The organism is Cypionkella sp. PAMC25878 (assembly GCF_058135695.1).
The window spans coordinates 2,300,123-2,317,490 of record NZ_CM176871.1; the positions used below are offsets into that span (position 1 = coordinate 2,300,123).

General features: G+C 59.1%; 16 protein-coding genes. 3 read left to right on the forward strand and 13 right to left on the reverse strand.

Translation table 11 applies throughout. From position 1 onward, the window contains the following. The first annotated feature begins 170 nt into the window (after window positions 1-170). Window positions 171-2,000, forward strand: coding sequence for a TniQ family protein (locus ACS5RD_RS11120; protein WP_489931238.1), 1,830 nt, complete (start codon window positions 171-173; stop codon window positions 1,998-2,000). A gap of 104 nt (window positions 2,001-2,104) precedes the next feature. On the opposite strand, the gene guaD is transcribed toward ACS5RD_RS11120, so the two are convergent. After that, window positions 2,105-3,421: a guanine deaminase gene (guaD, locus tag ACS5RD_RS11125; RefSeq protein ID WP_489931239.1), complete on the reverse strand. Its 1,317-nt coding sequence runs from the start codon at window positions 3,419-3,421 to the stop codon at window positions 2,105-2,107. 119 nt (window positions 3,422-3,540) lie between these two features. On the opposite strand from guaD, the gene mgtE reads away from it, so the two are divergent. Together mgtE and ACS5RD_RS11135 are read left to right on the forward strand one after the other, a co-directional pair. Beyond that, entirely contained in the window at window positions 3,541-4,911 is a 1,371-nt protein-coding gene (gene mgtE / locus ACS5RD_RS11130; RefSeq protein WP_054007600.1) for a magnesium transporter, read from the forward strand. Next, window positions 4,911-5,459, forward strand: coding sequence for a 5-formyltetrahydrofolate cyclo-ligase (locus ACS5RD_RS11135; RefSeq protein WP_489931240.1), 549 nt, complete (start codon window positions 4,911-4,913; stop codon window positions 5,457-5,459). The genes mgtE and ACS5RD_RS11135 overlap by 1 nt, the downstream gene beginning before the upstream one ends. Before the next feature lie 168 nt (window positions 5,460-5,627). On the opposite strand, the gene ACS5RD_RS11140 is transcribed toward ACS5RD_RS11135, so the two are convergent. The 12 genes from ACS5RD_RS11140 to ACS5RD_RS11195 form a co-directional block, all read right to left on the reverse strand. Next, window positions 5,628-6,944, reverse strand: coding sequence for a DUF8689 domain-containing protein (locus tag ACS5RD_RS11140; RefSeq protein ID WP_489931241.1), 1,317 nt, complete (start codon window positions 6,942-6,944; stop codon window positions 5,628-5,630). Between the two features lie 63 nt (window positions 6,945-7,007). Then, window positions 7,008-7,499: a prepilin peptidase gene (locus ACS5RD_RS11145; RefSeq protein ID WP_489931242.1), complete on the reverse strand. Its 492-nt coding sequence runs from the start codon at window positions 7,497-7,499 to the stop codon at window positions 7,008-7,010. A 1-nt stretch (window position 7,500) separates the two neighbouring features. After that, window positions 7,501-8,346: a tetratricopeptide repeat protein gene (locus tag ACS5RD_RS11150; protein WP_054007604.1), complete on the reverse strand. Its 846-nt coding sequence runs from the start codon at window positions 8,344-8,346 to the stop codon at window positions 7,501-7,503. 62 nt (window positions 8,347-8,408) lie between these two features. Beyond that, complete coding sequence (locus ACS5RD_RS11155) at window positions 8,409-8,978, reverse strand: tetratricopeptide repeat protein (RefSeq protein WP_489931243.1); 570 nt, start codon at window positions 8,976-8,978, stop codon at window positions 8,409-8,411. A 36-nt stretch (window positions 8,979-9,014) separates the two neighbouring features. Beyond that, window positions 9,015-9,998: a type II secretion system F family protein gene (locus ACS5RD_RS11160; protein WP_489931244.1), complete on the reverse strand. Its 984-nt coding sequence runs from the start codon at window positions 9,996-9,998 to the stop codon at window positions 9,015-9,017. A 5-nt stretch (window positions 9,999-10,003) separates the two neighbouring features. After that, window positions 10,004-10,972: a type II secretion system F family protein gene (locus tag ACS5RD_RS11165; RefSeq protein WP_489931245.1), complete on the reverse strand. Its 969-nt coding sequence runs from the start codon at window positions 10,970-10,972 to the stop codon at window positions 10,004-10,006. Between the two features lie 7 nt (window positions 10,973-10,979). Then, window positions 10,980-12,410 carry a TadA family conjugal transfer-associated ATPase gene (locus tag ACS5RD_RS11170; protein WP_489931246.1) on the reverse strand — a complete coding sequence of 477 codons (1,431 nt, stop codon included), beginning with the start codon at window positions 12,408-12,410 and terminating at the stop codon, window positions 10,980-10,982. 23 nt (window positions 12,411-12,433) lie between these two features. Then, window positions 12,434-13,732 (reverse strand): CpaE/TadZ family protein, encoded by a 1,299-nt coding sequence (locus ACS5RD_RS11175; RefSeq protein ID WP_489931247.1) that lies wholly within the window; start codon window positions 13,730-13,732, stop codon window positions 12,434-12,436. A 261-nt stretch (window positions 13,733-13,993) separates the two neighbouring features. Further along, the gene (locus tag ACS5RD_RS11180) at window positions 13,994-14,650 is read right to left on the reverse strand and encodes an OmpA family protein (protein WP_054007610.1); all 657 of its coding nucleotides are present in this window, start codon (window positions 14,648-14,650) and stop codon (window positions 13,994-13,996) included. A 4-nt stretch (window positions 14,651-14,654) separates the two neighbouring features. Beyond that, a complete protein-coding gene (locus tag ACS5RD_RS11185; RefSeq protein WP_054007611.1) occupies window positions 14,655-16,049 on the reverse strand; it encodes a type II and III secretion system protein family protein in 1,395 nt (464 codons plus the stop codon). A gap of 206 nt (window positions 16,050-16,255) precedes the next feature. After that, a complete protein-coding gene (gene cpaB / locus ACS5RD_RS11190) occupies window positions 16,256-17,098 on the reverse strand; it encodes a Flp pilus assembly protein CpaB (protein WP_489931248.1) in 843 nt (280 codons plus the stop codon). Between the two features lie 57 nt (window positions 17,099-17,155). Further along, complete coding sequence (locus ACS5RD_RS11195) at window positions 17,156-17,344, reverse strand: hypothetical protein (RefSeq protein WP_489931249.1); 189 nt, start codon at window positions 17,342-17,344, stop codon at window positions 17,156-17,158. Window positions 17,345-17,368 lie beyond the last annotated feature (24 nt).

Consider the following 17,368-nt stretch of genomic DNA (forward strand, 5'->3'; position numbering starts at 1 on the left):
TGCTAACCTCGCCCATGGACATGTTTCCTCCGTAAAGGTGTTTCAACACCCGCTACGTTGGCACATTGATGCCGCAGAGGGGCGTACACCCCATCGCTTGCTGTGGTGTTGTGTTTACCTCACCCAGAGTGCATCCAGCAGGCCGATAGGTGCGATCCAAAGGAGGTCTGATGCCAAGATTGCCATTGTGCTTAGACTACATCACTGGCGAGACAGCCTTTTCCTTTGCTTCGCGCCTTGCTGCCAGAAACGGCCTGCCCATGTCTGAGTTTCTTTCGGATATGGGGATTAAATTCAATGCATTGCAGGCAGGCGATCTTAGCGTCTTGGGGCGGATTGCCGACATTGGTGACGCCCCATTGGACGCGCTGCGAGACGCCACGCCGGTAGAGGTGGCGCCACGGATTTACCAACTGTTGGGGCATGAGTTTCCGGTCGAGGCGATACGCGCGAAAGAAGTGCGTGGTTGTCCCGACTGCCTGAGACAGGATGCAGCCGTTGCAGGCGAGCCCTCCATGGCGATGGCAATAAGGGGGCATTGGCTCGTTTCCCACTACAACATCTGCCACCGGCATGGACGGCCTCTGGTTACGCTGTGGTCGGAACATGATCCTGCCGTTCGGTACGATACGGTTATGTGCCTGCGAAAAATCACTTCTGAGTTAATGGACAACTTGATCGATGCCCCTTTCCGCGAGCCTTCGGAGTTCGACATCTGGCTGAATGGCCGACTTCGGGGGCCGAAACAACCGGCCGTCTGGTTTGACAAACTTCCCCTGCACGCGGTGAGCGTGTTTTGTCGGGAAATAGGTCGTGCAACCATCGCAACAAAGCTACCGAAATGGCGCAAGCTGCGCGAAGCTGATGCGTGGTGGCCGTATGCTGTTGGATTTCTCCTTTGCCACGAAAGCCAGGACCGGATCGGTGTCAATCTGGGGTTGCTACAGCGCATGATGGGCACGCCGGAAGAGGGGCCAAAGAAGATATTCGGGGGTTTGTATGATCTTCTGGCCGACGGCGATCTGGCTGACGGTTTTTTGGGTTTTCGCGATGTGTTGCGCAACCATATCGAAATGACATGGCCGCTCGGGCCAGGGCATGAGTTGATGGGTGAACCGGTCCTAAGGCGTCGACACCATTCTGTGGTGACTGCGGCGAGGGCTGTCGGTCGGCCTGCTGACACTGTCCGCGCGGCATTAAACGCTTCGGACGTCCTGAAGAATGTGGATGAGACGGCCGATGACGCGTGGGATGTCTTCCAAGTTCGGGACAGCGCCAGTGTCCTGAACGAACTCAACGTTCCGGTTAGCGAAGTTGCATTTGCGGCAGCACTGAGCATCCCAGTCGGAGCATTTGCGAATTTGCGCGATGACGGAATTTTCGATGTGGCTCGCCTAGAGGGAAAAGGTGACAATTGGGATGTCATGGTTGGCCGACATCATATTGAGCAAATCTTGCTTGGGGCCGAGACAGTCTATGTTGCCATGCATGAGTGGTTTGATGTGTGCGGCGCTGCAAGACAGCTCCGGGTTCAACCCTCCGAGATTTGGCGCAGGATCCGCGACGGTCAGCTGGCGCGCATCGGCCACTATGTTCAGCGGGATGGATTTGCGGCTATTGTTGTAGATCTTGCAGGACTTACCGATGGTACGGATGAATTGAGTGTAGACATTGTTGCAAGATCAAAAGGCTTGAAACCGGCCGATTTGGGCAGATTGCTAGGGCAGGGGCACACGCCGTCTCGAACGAGGCAAGGTCCGCGATCGGGCAAGCTTCAGGTTGTGTTGTCGGGAGAAGATCTCGTTGCACTCAACGAACGCTTCATCAGTCTGCGGGAACTGGGTCTTGCCGCCGGTCTGAGTTGGTCTGAGTTGCGTGCCTGCCTCGCGTTCGAAGCAATTGCGCCGTTCAGCCCTGACGGGCGCAACTACGGGCCCTTATATCAGCGGCAGGACGTTCAGCATCTGATCGCGGGCCAAAGCGGTGATCTGGCCCGGTAACATCAAGATATTCCCTATCAATCAGAGGGCCTGCACATTCATTGCCGTTGCGCTGGATTTCGCTTGACAGACTTTGCGCACGCTATTGCTTTCTTTTGCGCACTCTATTCCTTTTTCTGGCAGTCTGCCGCGAGGAGCGGTCGCGGTGAGTGGGGTTTGCCGCCGATCCATGTCGCGCGGATGGCACGGTCGTCGCCGAGCATGATGGTGGGGAAGATCGCCTGCCAGATGTCGCGCGCGCGGCGGGTCGCTTGTTCGATGGCGGGGGTGGACTTCAGATCAAGGATGGTCAGGTCGGCCTCCATGCCGGGGGCGATGTTGCCGATCTGGTGTTCGGCATGCAGGGCGCGGGCGGAGCCTACGGTCGCGAGCCACCAGAGTTGGCTGGGGTGAAGGGCCTCGCCGCGCAGCTGCGCGACTTCATAGGCAGCGGCCATGGTGTGCAGCATTGAGAAGCTTGAGCCGCCACCGGTGTCGGTGGCAAGGCCGACTCGCAGGTGGTGGGCGAGGCTCATATCAAACAGGCCGGAACCGATGAAGGTGTTGGAGGTCGGGCAGTGGACGAGGCTTGCTCCGGCTTCGATCAGGCGGTCTTTCTCGCGTTGCGTCAGATGGATGGCGTGGCCGTAGACGGCGCCTTCGCGCAAGAGGCCTTGGGTCTCATAGGTGTCGAGGTAGTCGCGGGACTGTGGGAACAGCTCTTTCACCCAAGCAATCTCATCCACTTGCTCAGACAGGTGGGTTTGCATCAGGCAATCGGGGTATTCGCGCCACAGTTGGCCCATGGCTGCCAGTTGTTCGGGGGTAGAGGTGGGCGAGAACCTTGGGGTGATGACGTAGGACAGCCGGTCTTGGCCGTGCCACTTTTGCAGCAGGCGTTTGCTGTCGTCATAGGCGGATTGCACGGTGTCGCGCAGGCCTTCGGGGGCGTTGCGGTCCATGCAGGTTTTGCCAGCGAAGGCGCGCAGGCCGCGCGCTTTGGCGGCCGTGAAGAAGGCGTCGACGCTTTCGGGGTGGATGGTGGCGTAGCTGCACATCGAGGTGGTGCCGTGGGCCAGCGCCAGATCGAGGTAGCGGTTGGCGACCTCATCGGCGTAAGCCCGGTCGGCAAAGCGCATTTCCTCGGGGAAGGTGTAGCTGTTCAGCCAGTCGATCAGCCGTTTGCCCCAAGAGGCGATGATTGCGGTTTGGGGATAATGCACATGCGCGTCGATGAAGCCCGCCGAGATCAGGCATTGGCCGTAATCGGTGACGCGGGCCTGCGGATAGGCGGCGCGGATGGGGTCGGCGGGGCCGGAGGCTATGATTTTGCCGTTCTGAATGGCGACGGCACCGTGGGTTTCATGCCGGGCGGCGTCGGGGCCATCCGCAAACGGATCGCCTGCGAAGGACAGCACTTGCCCCAGAAGAATGTCGGTCATTGCATACTCCGCTTGCCAAACCCGGTTATGGTATAGGCTTATGGCGTTTAGGTAAATTTCGGCCTGCCCTCTGTTTCATTGAAACAGCTTTCTGTAAGCAAGCGGCAAAGGAGTGCGTCATGGCGGAAGATCTGGCACTGATGGACGAAGATGAAGTCCACGCCGACCGGGTGGAAGCGATCCTTGATGCGGTAGAGGCAAAGGATGCCGCCCGCGTCACCGAATTGCTGGAGCCTTTGCACGCCGCTGATATCGCCGACTTGCTGGAGCAGATCGGTGGGGCGGACCGGCGTGCCCTGCTAGCGTTGTGGTCGGGCGAGATTGACGGTGAGATTCTGTCCGAGATTGACGAATCGATCCGTGAAGAAGTCATCGAATCGCTGCCGCATTCGGTGGTCGCCGAAGCGATGCGCGAACTCGACACCGATGATGTGGTCGATATTCTGGAAGACCTTGATCTGCCGCAACAGGGCTTGATTCTGGATGCGCTGGAAGATGTGGACCGGATCGCCGTGCAGCAGGCGATGGGCTATCCGGAGGAATCCGCCGGCCGTCTGATGCAGCGAGAAGTGGTGGTGGCACCTGAGCATTGGACGGTGGGCGAGGCGATTGATTATCTGCGTGAAGTGGAGCATCTGCCGGATCAGTTTTATCATGTCATTCTGACTGATCCTCGCATGAAACCAACGGGCTATGTGACCTTGGGGCGGTTGTTGTCGTCTCGGCGGAATGTGCGGTTGAAGGATATTCTGGAGGACAGTTTCCGCACGATTCCGGCGACGGAATCCGAGGCCGATGTCGCCTATATGTTCAACCAGTATCACCTGATTTCAACCCCGGTGGTTGATGCGACGGGGCGGCTGGTCGGGGTGATCACCATCGACGATGCGATGAACGTGCTGGATGAGGAACACGAGCAGGACATGCTGCGTCTGGCCGGGGTGGGCGATGATTCGAGCCTGTCGGACGGGGTTTGGGCCACGGCAAAACAGCGGTTGCCTTGGCTGGTGGTGAACCTGTTTACCGCTTCGATTTCGGCGTTTGTGATCTCGCGGTTTGAGAGCACGATCGCCAGTTTGGTGACTTTGGCGGCGCTGATGCCGATTGTGGCGTCGACGGGCGGGATCGCCGGGACGCAATCTTTGGCGGTGGCCGTGCGGGCTTTGGCCACGCGTTCGCTGACCTCGGCCAACGCCAAACGGGTGGTGTTGCGGGAACTTGTGGGCGGGCTTTTGAACGGATTGGCGCTGGCCTGCCTGCTGGGCTTGGCGGGGACCGTGATCTTTGGCGATTGGAAGCTGGGGCTGGTGTTGGGGGCTGCGATGATCACCAATCAACTGGTGGCGGCGATGGGCGGGGTGTTGGTGCCACTGGGGTTGCATCGTTTGGATCTGGACCCGGCCTTGGCGTCAGGGACGTTTGTGACGACTTTGACCGATGTGCTGGGCTATCTGGCGTTTCTGGGATTGGCGACGTTGGTGCTGCTGTGATGGAGTCCGGGATCGACAAGGCCGAGGCCCGCAAGGCGGCGTTTGCGGCGCGGAAATTGGCGTTTGCAGCGGGGCAGGGGCAGGCGGCGGAGCTGTTGGCTGATGTGCTGGCCGAGCATCGCGGGCGTGCTTTGGCCGGATATATGGCGATGCGCACCGAGGCCGATCCGATGGCTGCGATGCTGGCGCATCAGGGGCCGGTTTGCGTGCCGGTGATTGTGGCGCAGGGTGAGGCGTTGCGGTTTTGCGAATGGTCGCCGGGATGCGCGATGGAGATCGGAGCGTTTGGGGCTTTTATTCCGTCTGAAGGGGCGTGGATTGAGCCGGAGGTGCTGATCGTGCCTTTGGTCGGGTTCGATGCGCGCGGGTATCGCTTGGGCTATGGCGGCGGGTTTTATGACCGGACCTTGCAGGGGTTAAGGGGCAAGCGGGCGACTTTGGCGGTGGGGTTTGGCTTTGCGGCGCAGGAATTGGATCAGGTGCCGATTGATGAATACGATCAGCGGTTGGATATGATGGTGACGGAGGCGGGCGTGCGGCGGTTTTAGCTGCGCTTGGGGCTGGCCGCTGGGGGTTTCACACCCCCAGACCCCCGTGGGATATTTGAGCACAGAGGATGACAATTTTAATCAAATTAATCGGATTTTTGAAGCAGAGCGGGTCTGATCGCGGTTAGCGATCAGGCGCTGATGTAAGGAGTCGATCTGTCTGATTGCTTACTTCGCAATCGTCTCTTGGCGCACGAACATGTTGCCCCAGGCGCGGTCCATCAACTCGGGGGACATTTGGTAGGGGATGCCTTCAAATTCGCAGACCGCGATCATCTGGTCGATCAGGAAGGTCGGTTGGTAATTGGCGAAGTTGTTGGCGATGGTGGGGTATTTGCTTTTCAGCATGTAGATCAGGGTGGCTTCGTCGAGCGGGACTTTCTTTTTCTTCGCGACCATGGCGAAGATTTTCAGGAACATCTCTTGGTTCGGGCCGTCGATTTTGATCTTGAAGAAGATCCGGCGCAGGGCTGCGCCGTCGAAAATCTCATTCGGGTGGAAGTTGGTTGAGAAGATCACAAGGGTGTCGAAGGGAACGGTGAATTTCTCGCCTGACTGTAACGCCAAGATATCGCGGGATTCTTCGAGCGGCACGATCCAGCGGTTGACCAGTTTTTGTGGCGGTTCGGCTTGGCGGCCAAGGTCGTCGACGATGAAGATGCCGCCGGAGGCTTTCAGCTGCAATGGCGCTTGGTAGGTGCGGGCGGTGGGATTGTATTTCAGATCGAGCATGTCGAGCGTGAGTTCGCCGCCAGTGATCACCGAGGGGCGTTCGCAATAGACATAGCGGTTGTCGTAGCGGTTGCCGGTGCGGCGCAGGGCATTGGGGTCGTCGATGGATTCCTCGGCAGAGGAATGCACGATTGGATCGAAAACGGTGATCACCTGACCGGAATATTCGATCGCACGCGGGATGTAGATCTTATCGCCCAAAGCGGCGCGGATGCCGTTGGAGATTGAGGATTTGCCGTTGCCAGGCGGGCCATACATCAGGATGGATCGGCCCGAGGTGACGGCGGGGCCAAGGTTGGAAATCAGATCGGGCGGCAGGATCAGATGGCCCATGCCCTTCATCAACTCGGGCCGGGTCAGCTTGATGTCGCGGACGGATTGGCGTTTCATCTGCGCGGAATAGGCGGCGAGGGGCAGCGGCAGCGCGCCATAGTATTCCGATTGCGACAGTGCATCCAGCGCGCGGGCTTTGCCAGCGTCGGTCAGCTGGTAGCCCATTTCATTGCTGGTCGAGGTGGCGTTCAGCGTGCCTTTGGCTTCGAGCAGGCGTTGCTGGCGGGCGGCGTCGACGAGTTCTTGGGTGAGGACCACCGGCAGGCAAATCGCGCGGGAGAGGTCCGTCACCATGTCGAGGTTCATGCGGAACATGGTTTTGAGCAGGATGTCGCGCATCATCACCGAGCTCAGGCCGGTTTCGGCCAAGGACTTCGGTTGCGGCGGGGCTTGCACACCCATCGGCACTTGCATGTTCATCGGCGGCACCTTTGCATTGGCGGGGCGACTGTTGCGCCCGAAGCTTCAATGCCAAGGATTGACCTAGAAAAGCGGCAAGAGTGCGGCCAAAAGATAGAAGATCAGTGTTCCTGACAGCGCCAGACCCATCGGGAAGTCTTTATGGGTCCAGCTTTGCCAATCCTCTGTCGCCGCACGAAACGGCGGGATCAGGCGGGCAAGGCGGTGGGCGGCGAAGGCCCCGAGCAGGCAGGCGGCGTAGAGGCCGAGCACGAAGCGGATGTCGGCATGGATGAAGATCGGGGCCATTGAGGCCGCGAATTTCGCATCGCCCGCGCCGACAGCGCCGCCCGCGTTCAGGATAAAGCCTGCGACCAAGACACAAGCGGCCAAAGCCCAGCCCCAGAGCCAGAGTTTGAGCGGCACCAGAATCAGCCCCAGCACCAGCCAGAGGATCAGCAGCGCCAATCCGGCCTTATTAGGGATTTTCATGAATTTCATATCGCTCCACGACACCCAGATCGCGACGGCGAAGCAGAACGGCAGGAAGATTAGGGCAATGTAGGGAGAGATCATATCAGCCACTCAGCGCTTTGAGACTGCGCTCGGCGGCCTCGAAATAGGTTGGGGAGGTGTCGACGGCTTGTTGCAGCAGTTCGCGGCCGACGGAAGTATCACCCTGTTTCACGGCAGCGAGGCCGAGAGTGTAGTAGAGTTGGGCGCGCTCGGTCTGGGTCATCTCAATCACCGGCATGTCGTATTTGCGTTGGCCGGCGCGGGCGAGGATCAGGTTGTTCTTGGCGGTGAACAGGTTGGAATCGTAGGTGAGGGCTTCGAGGAACAGTTTCTCGGCCCCGGCATTGTCGCCGCGCGTCAGCTTCGAGAAGCCCCAGTTGTTGTAGATGCCCGAGGGTTTGTTGGTGAGGCCTGCGGCGATGTCGTAGAAGCTGTCGGCTTTCTTCCAGTTTTTCTGGCTGTCGGCGACCATGGCTTCAAGGCGATAGCGCTCGAAGGTTTCAAAGGTCGGCGGGATGGTGTTCAGCGTGGCAGCGGTGGCGGTCCAGTCTGAGGTGCGCATCTGCGCGTCGGCCAGACCGACACGGTCGTCGTTGGTGCCTTCGGGCGAGGCGATGATGGCGGTGTAGACGCTGATGGCCTCAGACGGTTTGTTGGCGCGGATCAGCGACTTGGCCAGGCCGCGTTTAAGATCAATGCGGTCGGGGTTTTCGGCGCTGGTTTTCTGGAAATAGGCGACGGCCTCATTCGGGTCGCCCACGGTCAGCATGATGTCGCTGAGGTTGGATTCATCGACGACATTGACCGATTTCAACGCGCGTTTGGACGCGGCGTCTCGGGTGCCTTGGCAACCCGCCAAAGCGGTTGCGCCGATCAGGCACAGCGTAAGCAACACAGGTTGGCGCATTTTGCGTCCTTTTTGGTCTACTGCTCAGTCTTCAAATTCTGGGTCTTCAAGTTCCGGGGGCTTCAAAGTTGCGACAGCAAGACGTAAGAGCCTTGCCCGCGTCGCACCAGTTTCATCACGGGTTTTTCGTCCTGAACCGGATCATATACAGAGGCTTCGCTGCGCGCTATCGCCAGCTTGAGATTTTCGCGAATGGAGTCCGATTGGCCACTGTCCAGCGCGAAAGCTTGCTGAAACACCCGGCGGGCTTCGCCGGATTTGCCTTGCTCCATCAGCACACAGCCGAGGTTGTTCAGGGCGGGGACGTTGCGCTCGTCGGCCTCAATGGCGCGGCGCAGCACTTGTTCGGCCTGACCCAGACGGCCCAGTTTCAGATCGGCGGAACCGATGGCAGAGAGCACATCGGCGTTCATGCCTTGTTCAGACGCGGCGCGCAGATAGGCTTTCATTGCCAGTTCATACTCGCCCACCTCCATCAGGCGGTGGCCGACCAGCAGGCCATCGACGCCCTGTTCACGGCTATCGGCACCGTAGGGCACGTTGCGGGGTTTGCCGGATGCGGCAAGGCCGCCCGTATGCTGACAGGCGGCCAAAGGGATGCAGATCAACAAGACAATCACCGCGCGCGTCACTTAAAGCCCCATATGCTTGGGCTTGACGCCCGTGGTTCAGCCGCCACCGAGGGTTTTCGAGATCCCGTAAACCGATGGTCCGATCAAGATAATCAATAGCGGCGGCAGCGTGAACAGCATAGTGCCGAGGGTGAGTTTTGTCGGCAATTTGTTTGCCAATTCTTCCGCCCGCATGATGCGTTTGTCGCGCATCTCGGCGGAATACACCCGCAGGGCGTCCGACATCGAGGTGCCGAAGGTCGCCGATTGCACAAGGGTGGTGCAGAACGACGAGATATCGGCGATGCCGACGCGTTCGGACATGTCTTTCAGAACCTTAACGCGCTCTTTGCCGGCCTTGACCTCTTGCGCCACGGTTTCAAATTCTTCGGCAAGCGCCGGGCAAGAGTTGCGGCTTTCTTTGGCGATGCGGTTGATGGATTGATCCAGCGATTGGCCCGCCTCAACACAGACCAGCATCAGATCGAGTGCGTCAGGGAAGCCCGAGACGATTTCGGCTTGCCGCTTTTGCACCCGGCTGTTGACCCAATACATCGGGAAGTAATAGCCCAAGCCCCCCGGCAGCAGGGTGGAGATGATCATCACTTGGGTGGACACCTCGGCGCCGTCATTTCCGGTGAAGGTATACAGCATCCCCAAACCCAGCAGACCGACGCCCAAGGCCAGTTGCGCGAAGTGAAAGGTGCGGACGGCGTTTTTCTGTTTGTAGCCGGCGCGCACCATTTTCAGGCGCGAGGCGGTCATGGTCTGTTCGTCTTGCGGTTCCAGGAACGAGGCGAATTTCTCGAGCCTGTCGGCTTTTTCACTGTGGCGCAGGTTGGCGCTTTTTTGGGATTTGCTGGCGTTTTCGATGTCTTTGCGCAGGGCTTTCAGCTTGTCGAACGGCTCGGGTTGCTTTTTCAGCAGCATCGGCAGCACGGCGACAATCAGCGCAAGACCCAGCAGACCAAGTGCCAGCAATGGCCCGAGCGGACCGAAGGTGTCAGTCAGTTGCGTGTTGATATTGTTGAGGAAATCCATGACGCTTAGACCTTAATGTTGACCATGATACGCATGAAGATGATGTTGATGACGAGGAACACCGCGACGGCAAGGCAGGCCGGGATGAACACCGCGGATTTCGCGACATCGTCGTAGTAATCAGGTTTGATGATGTTGATCATGACGATTGCACCGATCGGGAACATCGACAGGAACATGCCCGACCATTTCGCCTCGCCGGTGATCGCCTTGACGCGGCGAAACAGTTTGAAGCGGGCGCGGATGACTTTCGACAGGCCCTCGAGGATTTCGGCGAGGTTGCCGCCCGAAGTTTGCTGGATGGTGACGGCGACGGCGAGGAAGCGTAGATCCTGACTGTCCATGCGTTCGGCAAAGGCTTTCAGGCTGTCGGCGACGTTGCGCCCGTAGGCGGCTTCGTCCGAGATCATGCCAAATTCAGTGCCCAAGGGATCGGGGACTTCTTTGGAAACGATGCCGATGGCGGAAGCAAACGGGTGGCCGACGCGCAAAGACCGCACCATCAATTCGACCGCGTCGGGCAGTTGTTCATCCATCAAAGCGATGCGCTTTTTGGCCTTGCCGTTGACCCAGAAATAAACTCCGCCCACCCCCATGCCGACGGCGACCACCACACGGATCGGCAAGGCGACTTGGGTGCCAAAGGTCAGGCCCGTGAACGCCACGCCGACCATGCCGATCATGATCATCACCAGTTGCTGCGGGCTGAAGGCGATGTTGGCCTTCTGCGCTTTTTTGGCGAGGATCGAATACAGTGGGATGCCGCGCGAGTTGACGTGCTGCTCGGTTTCCTTGCGCAGCTGCTCAAGCACCTGTTCGCGGTTGTTGTTTTTCTCCAGCAGAGCCAGACGGCGGCTCATCCGGTTGTTCAGGCTAATGGATTTGCCGAACACCACCAGATAAAGGCCGTTCACCATCACCACGACGGCGACGAAGATCAGGATGTAGATAAGCGGGGCGGCTGAAATGGTCATGATACCCTCAGTTGATCGGTTCGTAGATCGAGGCAGGCAGGTCGTAGCCCCATTGCTTGAAGCGGTCGGAATAGTGGCTGCGCACGCCGGTTGCGTTGAAGCGGCCAATGATCTTGCCGTTGGGCTCAACGCCGAGGCGTTCGTAGCGGAACACCTCTTGCATCGAGATCACTTCGCCCTCCATGCCGGTGATTTCGGTGATCGAGACCATGCGGCGCGAACCGTCTTGCAGACGCGAAGCCTGCACGATCAGGTTCACAGCCGAGGCGATCTGGCTGCGGACGGCCTTTAGCGGCATTTCAATCCCGGCCATGGCGACCATATTCTCCAGACGGCTGATGCCATCGCGGGCCGAGTTGGCGTGGATGGTGGTCATCGAGCCATCGTGGCCGGTGTTCATCGCTTGCAGCATGTCGATGACCTCCTCGCCACGGGTTTCGCCGACGATGATACGGTCCGGGCGCATCCGAAGCGCGTTGCGCAGACAGTCGCGTTGGGTGACGGCACCTTTGCCTTCGACGTTGGCGGGGCGGCTTTCCATCCGGCCAACATGGACCTGTTGCAGCTGAAGTTCGGCGGTGTCTTCGATGGTCAGCACGCGTTCGGTGTTGTCGATGAAACTGGACAGCGCGTTCAACGTGGTGGTTTTCCCCGACCCCGTACCGCCCGAGACGATCACGTTCAGGCGACACGACACGGCGGCTTGCAGGTAAAGCCCCATTTCCTCGGTGAACGCGCCAAAGCGGACCAGATCGGGAATACCCAGTTTCTCTTTTTTGAACTTCCTGATCGAAACAAGCGATCCGTCAACCGCAACCGGCGGTACCATGCAGTTGAAACGGCTGCCATCGGCCAAACGGGCGTCGCAATAGGGGTTGGATTCGTCCACCCGGCGGCCCACAGCAGAGACGATCTTGTCGATGATGCGCAACAGGTGGCGTTCATCTTTGAAGGTGATGTCGGTCAGGGTCAGTTTGCCGTTGCGTTCCACGAAGATGCGGTTCGGGCCGTTGACGAGGATATCGTTGACGGATTCGTCTTTCAACAAGGGTTCCAGCGGGCCAAGACCCATCACTTCATCGTAAAGTTCCTGGTTCAGCGTGGTGCGGTCTTCTTTTGACAACGCCACCGACATCTCATCCAAAGCTTCGGCGGAGATCGCGGCGATTTCGGCTTTGAGATTGGCTTCCGAGGCCTGTTCGATCGCGGCGAGGTTGAGGTTATCGAGCAGACGCTTGTGCAATTCCTGCTTCAACTCGCCCAGACGTTCTTTGCGCTTCTTTTCCTTATCCGCTGCAACCGCCTCAGCGGGCGGGCGGGCGGGGGCCACCGCAGGGCGGCTGATGCCGGGCTTTGGCGCGGGGGCCGGAGCCGCCGGGCGCGCGGCGGCGGCGCTGGCGCTTGGGCCGGCTTCCGGTTTTTTGAAACGTGAGAACATCGTTAACCCCCAAAGTCCGAGCCTTAGCCCCTGCCGGTTTCCACGGCTTTGTTCAGATCAAACAGCGATTTCGCAAGCTTCTGGATTTCTTTGCGCAACGGGTTTTTGCCCGCATTTTCCGAGAGTGGCAGGCCGTGGTCATTGGCCTGTGTGATCTGCGCGCCGCCATCGGGAAGCTGTACTTCGATCGTGATATCAAGGCTTTCCGCCATCCGCTTCACCCGGCTTTTCGCCGAAAGATCGGTGAATTTCGGCGCGCGGTTCAATACATAGCGCAACTTTTCATGCGGTAGACCCTCGGCTTTCAGCGCCCGCACCAGACGCAGCACGTTTTGCGCCGAGCGCAAATCCAGCTCCATCAGCGCGAAGTAAACATGGGCGCGGCTGAGCACGGTTTCGGTCCAAGCGACGATGGTGCGTGGCATGTCGATGACGACAAAGTCGAAATTCGCCCGCGCCATGTCGATGATGCGGCCAATATCTTCCGGGCTGACGATATCCAGCGGCAGCATGTCGGACGGTGCGGTCAGCACATGCAGCTTGTCGTTGAAGGTCAGCATCGCGGCCAGCATGGTATCAGAGTCGGCATGGCCGGTGTCGGTCAAAAGGTCAAACACCGCCTCTTTGCGCGGCAGGTCGAGATAGGTGGCAGCCGAGCCATATTGGAAATCAAGATCGATCAGGCAGACGCGCGGGGCGTCGGTTTTCGACAAAGTTGCCAACTCCCACGCGAGATTGGCGGCGAAGGTTGAGGCACCGCAGCCACCTGCAAGCCCATGCACTGGAAGCACCACCGCGTCTCGGTCGCCTGTGGCTTTGAACGCCGGGGTCTTTTCGGCATGGGGTTCATCCGAGATGATTGGCGCTGGAGGCGGAGCGGGGGCAGGTGCCGCAGCGGCAGCTTCAGCCGGTTTGGCTTTGCGGATGCGTTCAATGGCTTCGTGCAGAGCGCCATCAGGCAGCGGATAGGGCACAAAATCTTCGGCACCCAAGCGCAGCAGTTGATGCAGCGCGGCGGGGCCGACCTGATCGGCGATCAGGATCACTTTGATCGACTTTGCCCTGGCGGTGCGGATGATCTCGGTGATCCGCGACAGATCGACCTCATCTTCGGCATCCACCGCGATTGCGACAAACTCCAGCGTGGCAGATTCGGGCTGGCCCAGGAAAATCAGCGCATCGTCAAAGCCGAGATCGCCCCAAGCCTCACCGAGCTCGTTTTCCATATCGTCGATCAGCAGATCAAAGTTCTGCACATCGCGCGAAATCGTGCACGCCAGAATGGGTGCCGGATCGGGTTGTAAGTTGGCCACGCTCGTCATCGTTTCATCGTCCTTCTCAAGACATCCCACCACCGACCCCGGCCAAAATTAAGGCGCGAATGGGGCCAATCGGGGGAGCATACCTGGCCTTCGGCGCGGCATTGTTCCCATTGGGTGCAAGATGCTGGAGGATGGTGGCGAGATTGGGGCTAAAACAGCGTCAATCTGGGGTATTTCGCGCGTCAGACCGCAATTTAGGAAACGAATTCAAAAACAAAGCCCCCGCGCTTGTGCGCAGGGGCTGAGAAAGTTCCAAGTGGTTTACTGGGCCCCGTCGGGGGCGACTTGGGTTTCGATAATCTTGTTATTGGGATGCGGCGGGATCGCCCCGGCGACATAGCTTCGCCAGATGATCGCGGCATATTTGCCGTTCAACACCATCGGGTTACCTTTCACAAAGCCCGAAACCTCGGTCACTGTGCGGCGGTTGCGCTGTTCTGGGCCGGAGGTCTGGATCACCGGACGGGTTTTGCCGAACGAGGCCACGGCCTCAAGGCGCGAGCCTCCAATGCCGAGGCTGGAGAGATAGCGCACGGCGGCCTTGGCGCGGCGCAGACCCAAAGCTTTGTTATAGGCGTCAGAGCCGACCAGATCGGTGTGGCCATAGACCCGGAAGCGGACTTCGGGGAATTGACGGATCCAATCGGCCTGTTGCGTCAGCGTGGCGCGGGCTTCGGGGGTCAGCTCCGAGCTGTTAAAGGCGAAGGTGATCGTGCTGGGCACTTCGCGGGCAAAGCGTTCTGCCAGCGCGATGGTGTAGTCGCGTTCTCCCGACATCACCATGGTGTTGTTCATCGTCGAGTGGCCGAAGCCGCCTTCATCAACTTCGGCACCAGCTTCGCTGGTGAAACTCGTTGGATCGCAAGCTGCAAGACAAAGCAGGGCTGCGGCAATTAGGGGGAGGGATCGCAGGTGCATCAGATCACTCCATCACATAGCCGTAAGAGCCGCTGAAATCTTGCCGGGCGACATCGCCCGCAGCGCCTTTTTGTTTACCCGCCACGTTGCCGAACAGGAAAAGATCCTTTTCAGACGGCAGTTTAACGCGGTCAGTCGGCAGCGCCAAGGCTTCGCCGCGCGTCGGCGTGACCAGATGTGGCGTGACGATGATCACCAGTTCCGACTGCGCGCGCTGATATTCCGCCGAGCGGAACAAAGCGCCGATGATCGGGATATCGCCCAGCCACGGCACTTGGCCGTTCAGATCCCGGAAATCGTCTTGCAACAGTCCGGCAATGGCAAAGCTTTCGCCGTCGCGCATCTCGACGGTGGTCGAGGTTTCGCGGCGTTTGAAGGCATTGACCGAGAAGCCCGAGGTTGTCACCGAGGTTGTCGTGTCGACCGAAGATACAGCTGCGTTGATCACCAGGTTGATGATATCGCCATCGACCACGGTGGGGGTGAAGTTCAGCTCAACGCCGAAGGGTTTATATACAACGGTGATACCATCCCTGCTGGACACCGGGATCGGATATTCACCACCCGCGAGGAACTTCGCCTCTTGCCCGGACAGCGCGGTCAGGTTCGGCTCGGCCAAGGTGCGCACGACGCCTTTGGATTCCAAAGCCTCTAGCAGCACCGCGAATTCCAGCGAACCTGCGGTGAAGCCAAAGGCCACCGCACTATTGGCACTGTCGCGCGGGACAATGGTGCTGTTATTGATGCTATTGTCACCGTTCAGCCAAGTGCCAGTTTCACCGGTGACGCCAAATTTTTTGCCGCCAGACACCGCCAGCGACGAGGACAGGTTTTTGGAGACCGAACGCTGCATCTCGGCAAAGCGTACTTTCAGCATCACCTGCTGGGTGCCGCCGACGCCCATCAGGTTCGACACCCGTTTTGGCGCATAGCGTTCGGCCAGATCCAGGGCGCGATCCAGCTTGGCGGTGGAGGAAACCGTGCCCGACATGACGATGCCGTCATTGGCGGTGCGGACTTCGATCTTCTCACCGGGCAGGATTTGTTGCAGGCGTTCCTTAAACTCGGCAATGTCGGGCGTGACATGCACATCGACGTTTGAGATCAGCTTGCCATCCGGCCCCAGCAGGGTCAGCGTGGTGCGGCCTGGAGTTTTGCCCAAAACGTAGATCGACTTGTCTGACAGCGTCGAGATATCGGCGATACCGGGGTTGGCGATCGACAGCTCGGCAAACGAGACATCGCTTTCCACAACCACGGCGCGGTTCATTGGCACGTTCAGGGGGGCCGAAGCCGACCCCTCCATCACCCGCAGCGTCTGTGCTGACAGCGGGCTGAGCGCCGAAGTTGCAAGGGCAAGCCCCAAGCAACCGGCGGTCAGGAATTTGCGCATATTCATGTGACCTGCCCTTTCGATCACGCCTCTGGTCGGGTCTTGTTATGCCCAATCCAATTCGCAAGATGACGTAAGTGTCGTTTTTTTGCAAGAATCAAATGGTTGGAGGCCATTCCTTATGTGGATAACTTGCAACAGCAGGCTACCAAATGCGGAAGATGAAACTTGCCGCCACTATAGGAAGTGGCGGCAAGATTTGTTTTTCCAACTTAGTTGGTGCAAGCGATCGGCACTTGGGTCGCGACGCCGCCCTGACGCATGGTGACAAAGCAAGTTTTCGGCGCCTCAACCACTGCCACCGGGGCGGCAGCTGTGTCGCCATTGATGTCTTTCGTCGTCACTTTGATCTGGGTCGGATCGGTGGCAGCGCTGCTGTCATTGCCGACCAGCGACATCACCAGACGCCCGGTGGCCTGCGCTTGGGCCAGACGACCCACCTGCTCGGGCGTCGCGGCCACGGTCATGGTGCGGCTTTGAATTTCACCCGCTGCCACGGTGGCCTTGGCGTTGCGATCCACCGCGATGATCTTGACCGCGTTTTCGATGCGCTGGGTGATTTCTGAGCCCGAGGCATCCGAGGAGCCTGTCCAGTAGATATCCACCCGGTCACCGGGTTGCAGGAAGTCTGCGGCATCAACCTTGATCGCAAACGCCCGCATGCCCTTTTCAATCGAGCCGTTCAGGCCCGCCTGCTCACCCGGAGCGGTGACTTTGACGGCTAGGATCGGTTCAAACTTTTCCATCTGCCGCACCACATAGCGCGGGTCCTTGGCATCTTTCGGAAACAGCAGCTCGCCATCCTCAAACGCGCCTTCCGGCAAAGCGTTTTTCGGCCAGTAGATGCGTTGCACATCCTCTTTGGTCAGCGGATCGCCGTAATTCTTCGCTTTGTTGACCACGAACACCATGGTCAGCCCGCCGGTATCGGCCATCAGCTGCTTTTCGCGCGTCGCCGCCGATTGCTGATCGCCGATGAAATTCTTTGCCATGAACACGGCGGCACCCGCCAGCATCATGCCGACCACCAGCACCAATCCAAAGATCATTCGCATGTTAACCCCTTTCCCAGTTGTTTCCGCAGCGTTGCAAGCCTTGCGGAAAACCCCAACTCATCTGTCGTAACCCACGTCTACGCCGTCGATGTAATCCGCTACGCCCTGCGTCGAGCTTTCCGTGCTTAACGCAACTGGCCACAGCACGAGCATCCCGAGCCCGATCACCGCTGCAGACAGTGTCACCCATTCGACAGTGACCGCGCCGTCGGTTTTTCGGATGAATTTCTTCAACCAGCGTTGCATCTTACCTCCTTCGCGGCTTTCGCT

What these genes read in the sequence shown, in the direction of transcription:
- ACS5RD_RS11145 (WP_489931242.1), bottom strand. Translation starts at nt 7,499, where the DNA reads ATGATCTCTCCCTACATTGCCCTAATCTTCCTGCCGTTCTGCTTCGCC.
- guaD (WP_489931239.1), bottom strand. Translation starts at nt 3,421, where the DNA reads ATGACCGACATTCTTCTGGGGCAAGTGCTGTCCTTCGCAGGCGATCCG.
- ACS5RD_RS11135 (WP_489931240.1), top strand. Translation starts at nt 4,911, where the DNA reads ATGGAGTCCGGGATCGACAAGGCCGAGGCCCGCAAGGCGGCGTTTGCG.
- ACS5RD_RS11180 (WP_054007610.1), bottom strand. Translation starts at nt 14,650, where the DNA reads ATGCACCTGCGATCCCTCCCCCTAATTGCCGCAGCCCTGCTTTGTCTT.
- ACS5RD_RS11195 (WP_489931249.1), bottom strand. Translation starts at nt 17,344, where the DNA reads ATGCAACGCTGGTTGAAGAAATTCATCCGAAAAACCGACGGCGCGGTC.
- ACS5RD_RS11140 (WP_489931241.1), bottom strand. Translation starts at nt 6,944, where the DNA reads ATGAACATGCAAGTGCCGATGGGTGTGCAAGCCCCGCCGCAACCGAAG.
- cpaB (WP_489931248.1), bottom strand. Translation starts at nt 17,098, where the DNA reads ATGCGAATGATCTTTGGATTGGTGCTGGTGGTCGGCATGATGCTGGCG.
- ACS5RD_RS11170 (WP_489931246.1), bottom strand. Translation starts at nt 12,410, where the DNA reads ATGTTCTCACGTTTCAAAAAACCGGAAGCCGGCCCAAGCGCCAGCGCC.
- mgtE (WP_054007600.1), top strand. Translation starts at nt 3,541, where the DNA reads ATGGCGGAAGATCTGGCACTGATGGACGAAGATGAAGTCCACGCCGAC.
- ACS5RD_RS11175 (WP_489931247.1), bottom strand. Translation starts at nt 13,732, where the DNA reads ATGACGAGCGTGGCCAACTTACAACCCGATCCGGCACCCATTCTGGCG.
- ACS5RD_RS11120 (WP_489931238.1), top strand. Translation starts at nt 171, where the DNA reads ATGCCAAGATTGCCATTGTGCTTAGACTACATCACTGGCGAGACAGCC.
- ACS5RD_RS11150 (WP_054007604.1), bottom strand. Translation starts at nt 8,346, where the DNA reads ATGCGCCAACCTGTGTTGCTTACGCTGTGCCTGATCGGCGCAACCGCT.
- ACS5RD_RS11185 (WP_054007611.1), bottom strand. Translation starts at nt 16,049, where the DNA reads ATGAATATGCGCAAATTCCTGACCGCCGGTTGCTTGGGGCTTGCCCTT.
- ACS5RD_RS11160 (WP_489931244.1), bottom strand. Translation starts at nt 9,998, where the DNA reads ATGGATTTCCTCAACAATATCAACACGCAACTGACTGACACCTTCGGT.
- ACS5RD_RS11165 (WP_489931245.1), bottom strand. Translation starts at nt 10,972, where the DNA reads ATGACCATTTCAGCCGCCCCGCTTATCTACATCCTGATCTTCGTCGCC.